Origin of the sequence: Klebsiella sp. EMBS2024 (assembly GCF_036233805.1) — a bacterium.
Lineage (GTDB): Bacteria > Pseudomonadota > Gammaproteobacteria > Enterobacterales > Enterobacteriaceae > Klebsiella > Klebsiella pneumoniae.
This window is the reverse complement of the sequence record NZ_JAZARW010000001.1, coordinates 5,167,386-5,169,475: the sequence shown is the minus strand read 5'-3', so window position 1 is coordinate 5,169,475 and position 2,090 is coordinate 5,167,386. Positions and strand designations below refer to the sequence as shown.

The following is a 2,090-nucleotide window of genomic DNA, read 5'->3' as shown; positions in this document are numbered from 1 at the left end:
AAAGAAAGTATCATATATTGTATCGGCGTTCACACTCCCGAACAAGAAGTGGCAAATATCCCTTGCGATATCATAATCGAGATAGATTTCCGGCCTTGGAAGTGCACGTCCCAGAACCAAAAACAGCAATATAAAATAAATGATCTTACTTATTTTACGGGCAAGCGTTATTAGAGCCACTGGCAACAACCTCCACCCAACCGCGAGCCATCAGGGAACGCATGCAGGGAACCTGTACTAACGAAGTATTCATAAGCGCATTCCGGATCATGGCNNNTCAGAATTATGGGCGATAGTAATACAACCCTCGGAAACCGTACCCGGATGCAAACGGAAGTTACCACGTTTCACATCCTCTACCCACGTCTCATCGTCAATTCCGCGGTCGTCACTCCATAATGCAAACCAATCGCTATTCCCCCGCCGTAGTTCGCGGCAGGACGTAATGAAACGATTGGTATTAGCCCTGCTTTTATTTATTTTCAAAGAATCGGCTGTAGCCCCCGCTCTCACGCCGGAAGCGGATATCACTCTGGTGAATCCGTCAATGTTTGCTCGTGAAGGATATCGACGGCACAACATGATGCTGTCGATGTGTTCACATAAACCGCCTGTTCATGAGTCATAACTCGTTTCTGCCATGAACAAGTCAGAGCAAATACATATNTTTTAACATCCAAATTTTTTGCGTATCCAATCACTTATCGAATACTTATATGCGCTTTATTATTTATTAAATTAATACATCTCACACCAAGATAATTCATCATAATAATCAACCGTAAAGTGATATACTATGCTGTTTTAAGCCTTATTTAAATCAATGGTTCAAAATCATTTTGCAATACAATTTGTAACAATTAGGTTATAGTAACACTTATCAAGTTACTTATTCTCTTGTAAATTACCATCGATTATTTCTTGCAAAAATGATGTACATCCTCAGTCATTTATTTAAACATAGGATAGCTATATGGCAGACATAGAAGGGATAGCGCGGAAGTTATATAACATCATTATCTCTCCTGATACAGTTACGGGGCTTATCAATGGTGGATTATCTGTTCCTTTAGATTATGGTTATCTGATTTACGGTATCTTTGATACGGATACAAGATATGAACGTGAAACAGAAAGAATCCGTATGATGACCGCGATAAGACACGACATCCTTAACTATGAAAATATCGTTANATGCAGTTAAATTAATCTTTCAGTTATTTAATAAATATCTATCCGAATCAGAACAAGATAGAATATACAGAAGTGTAGTTACCTCTATCGTGGGTAGAATCTCTACGAATATTATCGCATCGAACATCGCTAAAGCCGTTATAGAAAAAACGTCATTTACTTATGTAGTATTTAAGGGGAAAGGGAATCCAATAGCCTTTTTAAGTACTATCCTCTTGTTTGGTGGAATGGCAGAGCGTTCCATCAGGACCTCTGATAAACTCAGAAATGAAGCGCCCGAGGTATACTCGTTATTAAGACCCCGCGATTATGATCTGCTTTATTTCTTATTTGCCGATGCGGTACAACCTTTTGTGGATGCCATCCATGCAGGATACACCGAGGGCAAACCCGTGTTCGACAAGATTATGAAAAGAGTTGAAGAACATTTAAATACGAATGCTAAGGCTGGGTAATATGAAAAAAATTATCACGCCACTCGTCGATATAGTTCTCTGCACCTATATTATTACCACATGCTTTATTTGCTTGACTGAGTTTAATAACTGGCAGAATAAAATAATCGCAGTAACGATTACAATCGGCAGCGCTTATATCATCGCCATTGCGTTGAATAGATTTCTGGGAACAAAGATCGGAGTATTAAGCGGTGCTTTTAATTTACTATCAGGCCCGCTACTAATTATAGGCGCTATTGTTTGCATAGCCTTACTTGACCCGTGGCCGGTTAAGATGATTGGTCTGTTTTTATGGGTCATTATAATGTTTTGTTTACCTTCATTTATAAATAGAGATAAGGAATAATCATGTCAAATCCAGCATATCTTTGGCTAACCGATACAAACGGCTCCCCTATAACGGGTAGTTCTCTCGTTACAGGGCGTATTGGCGCTATT

2 protein-coding genes and 3 pseudogenes are annotated in these 2,090 nt (G+C 39.2%); 3 read left to right on the top strand and 2 right to left on the bottom strand.

Annotation, left to right across the window (positions count from 1 at the left end; translation table 11 throughout):
- Nucleotides 1–180 (bottom strand): hypothetical protein (locus tag VZP09_RS23585; protein ID WP_328795504.1); only part of this gene is annotated, 180 nt, incomplete at its 3' end.
- Nucleotides 155–420: pseudogene (locus tag VZP09_RS23580) on the bottom strand (DUF2778 domain-containing protein); the annotation flags it as partial. The gene VZP09_RS23585 and the pseudogene VZP09_RS23580, both read right to left, overlap by 26 nt.
- A gap of 553 nt (nucleotides 421–973) precedes the next feature.
- Here VZP09_RS23580 and VZP09_RS23575 point away from each other — a divergent pair.
- From VZP09_RS23575 to VZP09_RS23565, 3 genes and pseudogenes are all read left to right on the top strand, one after another.
- Nucleotides 974–1,649: pseudogene (locus tag VZP09_RS23575) on the top strand (hypothetical protein).
- 1 nt (nucleotide 1,650) lies between these two features.
- A complete protein-coding gene (locus VZP09_RS23570) occupies nucleotides 1,651–1,998 on the top strand; it encodes a hypothetical protein (protein WP_048974530.1) in 348 nt (115 codons plus the stop codon).
- Between the two features lie 2 nt (nucleotides 1,999–2,000).
- A pseudogene (locus VZP09_RS23565) lies at nucleotides 2,001–2,090 on the top strand (type VI secretion system tube protein Hcp); the annotation flags it as partial.

Excerpts from the sequence above, each read along its gene's own strand:
- VZP09_RS23570 (WP_048974530.1), top strand. The coding sequence starts at position 1,651 with ATGAAAAAAATTATCACGCCACTCGTCGATATAGTTCTCTGCACCTAT.